A 7,080-nucleotide genomic window follows, 5' to 3' on the forward strand; every position below is an offset into this window, starting at 1 on the left:
CGAGGGCGGCTGCGAACACGGGGAACGCGTCGTAGAGTTCGCGTCCCATTCCGGGCCGCTGGCTGCCCTGCCCCGAGAACAGGAACGCCACTCGGCCCTGCGACCCGTCCGCGGAGCCGGTGAGCACACGGCTGTGCTCCTCGCCGCGCGCCAACGCGCCGAGTGCGTCGAGGAAGTCGGCGCGGTCCTCCGCCACCACCACGGCCCGGTCGTCCAGCGCGGCCCGCGTGGTGCCGAGAGAGAAGGCCACGTCCACCGATGCCAGTTCGGGACGGTCGGCGACGAACGCGTGCAGCCGCTCCGCCTGGGCCCGCAGGGCCTCCGGGCCGTGCCCGGAGAGGACCCACGGCACCGGCCCGGACAGCATCGTCCCGCCTCCGGCCCCGCTGCCGATGGCCCGCTCGACATCCTCCGCCGCGGGCTGCTCGATGATCGCGTGCGCGTTGGTGCCGCTCACACCGAAGGAGGACACACCGGCCCGCCGGGGCCGGCCGGTCTCCGGCCATTCGGCCGCCTCGCGCAGCAGGGCCACCGCACCCGAGGTCCAGTCCACGTGCGGGCTCGGCTCGTCCACGTGCAGGGTCTTCGGCAGCACGCCGTGGCGCATCGCCATCACCATCTTGATGACCCCGCCCACACCGGCCGCAGCCTGCGTGTGCCCGATGTTCGACTTCAACGAGCCGAGCAGCAGCGGCTGTCCGGCGGGCCGGTCCTGGCCGTACGTGGCGAGCAGGGCCTGCGCCTCGATCGGGTCGCCCAGCTTCGTGCCCGTACCGTGCGCCTCGACGGCGTCGACCTCGGCGGCCGTGAGCCCGGCCTTGGCGAGCGCCTGCCTGATCACCCGTTCCTGCGAAGGGCCGTTGGGGGCGGTGAGCCCGTTGCTCGCGCCGTCCTGGTTGACCGCCGTACCGCGTACGAGGCCCAGTACGGGATGCCCGTTGCGCCGGGCGTCCGACAGCCGCTCCAGGAGCAGGACGCCCGCGCCCTCGCCCCAGCTGGTGCCGTCGGCGGCCGCGGCGAACGACTTGCTGCGCCCGTCCGGAGCCAGTCCGCGCTGCCGGCTGAACTCCACGAACGTTCCCGGGGAGGCCATGACCGTGACACCGCCCGCGAGCGCGAGGGTGCACTCCCCGCCCCGCAGTGCCTGGACGGCCATGTGGAGGGCGACCAGGGAGGAGGAGCAGGCGGTGTCCACGGTGACAGCCGGGCCTTCCAGGCCGAGGGTGTACGCGACCCGGCCCGAGATCACGCTCGCGGCCGTACCGGTGAGCAGGTACCCCTCGAAGCCCTCCGGCGCCTCGCTCATGCGCGGCCCGTACTCGTCCTGGGAGGCCACGCCGACGAACACGCCGGCCCGGCTGCCCGCCACCGACCGCGGATCCATCCCGGCCCGCTCGAAGACCTCCCACGAGGTCTCCAACAGCAGGCGCTGCTGCGGGTCCATCGCCTGCGCCTCGCGCGGCGAGATCCCGAAGAACCCGGCGTCGAACTCGGCAGCCTCGTAAAGGAATCCGCCCTCGCGGACGTACGAGGTACCCGTGCGCTCCGGATCGGGGTGGTAGAGCGCGTCGATGTCCCACCCGCGGTCCGTCGGGAAGACGCCCACGGCGTCCCCGCCCTCCGCGAGCAGTCGCCACAGGTCCTCCGGCGAGCGGACCCCGCCCGGGTAGCGGCAGGCCATGGACACGATGGCGATCGGGTCGTCGTCACCCGCGTCACCCGCGCCACCGGCCACGGCCGGGACGGCGGCGGGAGCCTCCGCCCGGGCGGCCCCGACCGCTGCTCCGGCGGCCAGACCGTGCAGGAAGCGGGCCAGCGCCCGCGGGGTCGGGTGGTTGAAGACCAGCGTCGGGGCCAGCTTCAGGCCGGTGACCGCCACCAGGCGGTTGCGCAGCTCGACCGCCGTGAGCGAGTCGAAGCCGATGTCCTTGAACGGGTGCGCGGCGTTCACCGCGTCCGCGGAGCCGTGCCCGAGCACGGCGGCCGCCTGCGCCCGCACCAGGTCCAGCAGCAGCCGCTCGGCCTCCGCACCCGACAGACCGGCCAGCTGCTGCGTCAGCGCGGACTCGTCCTGCCGGGTGCCGGCGGGACGGCCGCCGCCGTCTGCGGGCTCCTCCCGGAGGCTCCGTACGTCCGGCAGGTCGGAGATCAGCGGGCTCGGGCGGGCGGCCGTGTACGCGGGGACGAAGCGCTCCCAGTCGATGTCGGCGATCGTCACGGCGGACTCGCCGCGCCCGACGGCCTCGGCCAGCGCGGTCACCGCGAGCTCCGGTGCCAGCGCCGGGAACCCGCGCCGCCGCAGCTGGTCGCCGACCTCGCCGGCGGCCATCCCGTCCGCGTCCCACGGGCCCCAGGCCACGGAGGTGGCGGGCAGCCCGAGCGCGTGACGCTGCCGGGCGATCGCGTCCAAGTGGGCGTTCGCCGCACCGAAGTTGCCCTGCCCGGCCCGGCCGAGCGTGCCGACCACCGACGAGAAGAGGACGAAGGCGTCGAGGTCGAGATGGCGGGTGTGCCGGTCGAGGAGGGCGGCGGCCTCCGCCTTGGGCCGCAATACGTGGTCCAGGCGGTCGGGGGTGAGGTTGTTGATGGTGGCGTCGTCGAGGGTGCCGGCGGTGTGGATGACGGCGGTGAGGTCGGGGTGTGTGGTGATGAGGGTGTGGACGGCTTCGGGGTCGGAGACGTCGCAGGTGGTGAGGGTGACGGTGGTGCCGAGGCTGGTGAGTTCGGTGTGGAGGGCGTCGGCGCCGGGTGCGGTGTGTCCGCTGCGGCTGGCGAGGACGAGGTGCTGTGCTCCGGCTTGTGCGGCCCAGCGGGCGACGTGGGTGCCGAGGGCGCCGGTGCCGCCGGTGATCAGGACGGTGCCGCGGGGTTTCCAGGCGGTGTCGGCCGTGGTTGTGGTGCTCGTACGGGTCAGGCGGCGGGCCAGGACACCGGAGGTGCGGATCGCCACCTGGTCCTCACCGCCGGGCGCGGCATTCAGGAGGGCGCGCAGACGCGCGGCAGCCCGTTCGTCGAGCCGGTCGGGCAGGTCGACGAGACCGCCCCACAGCTCCGGGTGCTCCAGTGCGGCGACCTGGCCGAGGCCCCAGACCTGCGCCTGAGCCGGATCGGTGACCGGGTCCGAAGCACCGGTGGTGACCGCGCCGTGCGTCGCACACCACAGCGGGGCCTGGATCCCGGCGTCACCGAGGGCCTGGACCAGCGCGAGCGCCGGCGCCGCGGGGGAGCGGTCGAGCGGGGCGAGCGCGAGGAGGGACAGCACGCCCGCCACCGGAGCGCTCTCGCCCGCATCGGCAGTGCCATCGCCTTCGCCGAGGGTCCCGGTCAGCGCTGCCGCATACTGCGTGCGGTCCGCCTCGGTGGCCTCCAGCAGGCACTGCCGTACGTCCGTCCCGTTGCCGGCCAGTGCCCGGAGGACGTCACCGACCAGCGGGTCGTCCTCGCGGCCCGCGGGAACCACGACCAGCCAGGTCCCGACAGCCGCGGCGGTCACGGCCTGCGGATCGGTGACCGGCCGCCACACCGCCCGGTAGCGCCAGCCGTCGAGCGTGGACGCGAGGTTCCGGCTCTTCCGCCAGGACGCGAGCGCGGGAAGCACCGCACTCAGCGGGGCATCCGGCTCTACCGCGAGGGTGTCGGCGAGCGACGACCAATCCGCGTTCTCGACGGCCTCCCAGAAGCGCGTGTCCACGCTGTCCGCGGTTGCGCTCGCGCGAGTGGAGGGGGTGTCGATCCAGTAGTGCTGGTGCTGGAAGGGGTAGGTGGGGAGGTCGGCGTGGCGGCGGCGGTGGATCTGGGGCCAGGTGAGGGTGTGGCCGTGGGTGTGGAGGTGTGCGGCACTGGTGAGGAGGCGGGTGAGGGTGCCGTTGTTGCGGCGGAGGGTGCCGGTGATGGTCAGGGGGGCCTGGGTGTCGGTTTCCTCGATGCCGTAGGTGAGGACGGGGTGGGCGCTGGATTCCACGTAGGTGGTGTGGCCGGTGTCGGTCAGCGTCCGGATGGCGGTGGCGAACTGCACGGTCTGGCGGAGGTTGCGGTACCAGTAGGCGGCGTCGAGGGTGGTGGTGTCGAGGAAGCCGGGTTCGACGGTGGAGAAGAAGGGGATGTCGGCCGTTCGGGGGCTGATTCCGTCGAGGGTGCTCAGGAGGGCTTTCTCGATGTTTTCGACGTGGGCGCTGTGGGAGGCGTAGTCGACGGGGATGAGTCGGGCGCGTATGTCCTGCTGCTGGAGGCGTGTGACGAGTTCTTCGACGGCGGTCTTGTCGCCTGAAACGACGGTGCTGTTGGGGCCGTTGACGGCGGCGATGCCGACGCCGGTGGTGGTCTCCAGGTGTCCGGCGACCGTGTCGGCGTCCAGGGGGATTGAGGCCATGGTGCCGAGTCCGGCGAGGTGTTCGCCGATGATCTGGGCGCGGAGGGCGACGACCTTGGCGGCGTCTTCGAGGGTGAGTGCTCCGGAGACGGCTGCTGCGGCGATCTCGCCCTGGGAATGCCCGACCACGGCGTCCGGCCGGATGCCGAGGGACTTCCAGACCTCCGCGAGGGAGACCATGACGGCCCAGGTGACGGGCTGGATGACATCGACGCGGTCGAGTTCGGCCCGCGAGCGCAAGACCTCGGTCAGGGACCAGTCCACGAACGGAGCCAACGCCTGCTCGCACCGCGCGATGGACTCGGCGAACACCGGTGATTCGTCCAGGAGTTCCGCGCCCATGCCGGCCCACTGCGTGCCCTGACCCGGGAAGACGAACACCGTCTTCCCGACCGTTTCGGCCTCGCCTTGAACCAGGTGAGTGTGCGGCTGACCGGCGGCGAGCGCGTCCAGGGCAGCCGTCAGGCTGTCGCTGTCCTCGGCCAGGAGGACGGCACGGTGCTCGAACAGGGCCCGCCCGTTGATCAGCGTGGCGGCCACGGCAGCAGTGTCGAGGTCCTCTACCTCACCGACGTACGTGCCCAGTTGTCGTGCCTGTGCCCGGAGGGCTTCTGCGGTCCTGGCGGAGAGGACCCAGGGGAGGACGGTGTGCGGGCTGTCGGGGGTGTTGTCAGTCGCGGGTGCGGTGGGGGGTTGTTCGATGATGGCGTGGGCGTTGGTGCCGCTGACGCCGAAGGAGGAGATGCCTGCGCGGCGGGGTTGCCCGGTCTCGGGCCAGGGCTGGTCCTGGGTGAGGAGGGCGACTGCTCCGGTTTCCCAGTCGACGTGGGTGGTGGGCTGGTCTATGTGGAGGGTTTTGGGCAGCAGGCCGTGGTGCATGGCCATGACCATTTTGATGACTCCGGCGACGCCGGCCGCAGCCTGCGTGTGGCCGATGTTGGATTTCACCGATCCCAGCCACAGGGGTTGGTCGGTGGGCCGGTCCTGTCCGTAGGTGGCGAGGAGGGCTTGTGCCTCGATGGGGTCGCCGAGGGTGGTTCCGGTGCCGTGTGCTTCGACGGCGTCGACCTGGTCGGCGGTCAGGTCGGCGTTGGCGAGGGCTTGTCGGATGACGCGCTGTTGGGAGGGTCCGTTGGGGGCGGTGAGTCCGTTGCTGGCGCCGTCCTGGTTGACGGCGGTGCCGCGGACGATGCCGAGGACGGGGTGTCCGTTGGCTTGGGCGTCGGAGAGGCGTTCGAGGAGGAGGATGCCGACGCCTTCGCCCCAGCCGGTGCCGTCCGCGGCTTCCGCGAAGGCCTTCACCCGGGCGTCGGGGGCCAGCCCCCGCTGCCGACTGAACTCCACGAACATGCCGGGGTTGGACATCACGGTCGCGCCGCCCGCCAGGGCGATCGAGCACTCCCCGCTGCGCAGGGACTGTGCGGCCATGTGGAGGGCGACCAGGGAGGAGGAGCAGGCGGTGTCCACGGTGACGGCCGGGCCTTCCAGGCCCAGGGTGTACGCCACCCGGCCCGAGGCCACACTCGGCGTGGTGCCCGTGAGGACGTAACCCTCAAGCTCCTCGGGTGCCTCGTGCAGCCGAGGGCCGTAGTCGTGGCCCGTCACGCCGACGAATACCCCGGCCTGACTGCCGCGCAGGGTCCGCGGGTTGATGCCGGCCCGCTCGAAGGCCTCCCAGGAGGTCTCCAGCAGCAGGCGCTGCTGCGGGTCCATCGCGAGCGCCTCGCGCGGGGAGATCCCGAAGAACGCCGGGTCGAACCGGGCCGCGTCGTGGAGGAAGCCGCCCTCCCTCGTGTAAGTCGTCCCGGCCCGCGCCGCCGCCTGCGGGTCGGCGTCGTACAGGGCGTCCAGGTCCCAGCCGCGGTCGGAGGGGAACGGGGAGATCGCGTCGCCCCCGGCCGCCAGCAGCGCCCACAGCTCCTCGGGTGTCCGTACCCCGCCGGGGAACCGGCAGGCCATCCCGACGATGGCGACCGGATCGGCGTCGCCGTCGGCGGCCGTCCGGACGTGAGCCGCCGCAGGGGCCGAGACGGCTTCCCCGCCGCCCAGCAGCCCGTCCCGCAGGTGCCGTGCCAGCGCCTCGGGGGTGGGGTGGTCGTACAGCGTGGACGAGGGCAGTCGCAGGCCCGCCGCGTCGCCGAGCCGCACGCAGAGCTCCACCGACATGAGGGAGTCGAAGCCGAGCTGCTTGAACGGCATTTCCACTGCGACCTGTTCGGGTCCCTCGTGTTCGAGGACGGCCGCCACGTGCTGCCGTACGAGGTCGAGCACGGCGCGTTCGGCATCCTGTGCGGACAACCCGGCGACGGCCGCGGCCATCCCGGACCGCTGTGCGGACCCGGACTCCGCGGGTGAACCCTCGGCCGTGTCCGGCTCCGACTCGTCCGCGCCCGCTCCCGTCCCGTCCGCGCCCGCTCCGGTCCCGTCCGCCGAAAGGCCTGCCGACACCTCGGCCGTCTCCTTGAGCCAGTAGCGCCTGCGCTGGAAGGCGTAGGTGGGCAGCTCCGCCTTGCGGTCCGTGGCCACACCCAGCTCGGCGAGCAGGGTCGGCCAGTCGAGGGGGATGCCGGTGGTGTGGAGTTCGGCGGTGGCTCGGGTGAGTGCGTGGTGTTCGGTGTGGTGTTTGTTGAGGGTGGTGATGGTGGTGGCGGGTTGGGTGAGGGTGTCTTGGGTCATGGCGGTGAGGACTGCGCCGGGGCCGATTTCGAGGT

Annotated in this window: 1 protein-coding gene; it reads right to left on the reverse strand. The window is 72.7% G+C overall.

All coding sequences use genetic code 11. The features are described from left to right. Nucleotides 1-7,045: type I polyketide synthase (locus ACZ407_RS34790; RefSeq protein ID WP_468135536.1), on the reverse strand; the 7,045-nt coding region annotated here is incomplete at its 3' end. Nucleotides 7,046-7,080 lie beyond the last annotated feature (35 nt).

It is taken from the genome of Streptomyces sp. NPDC030809 (genome assembly GCF_055572195.1).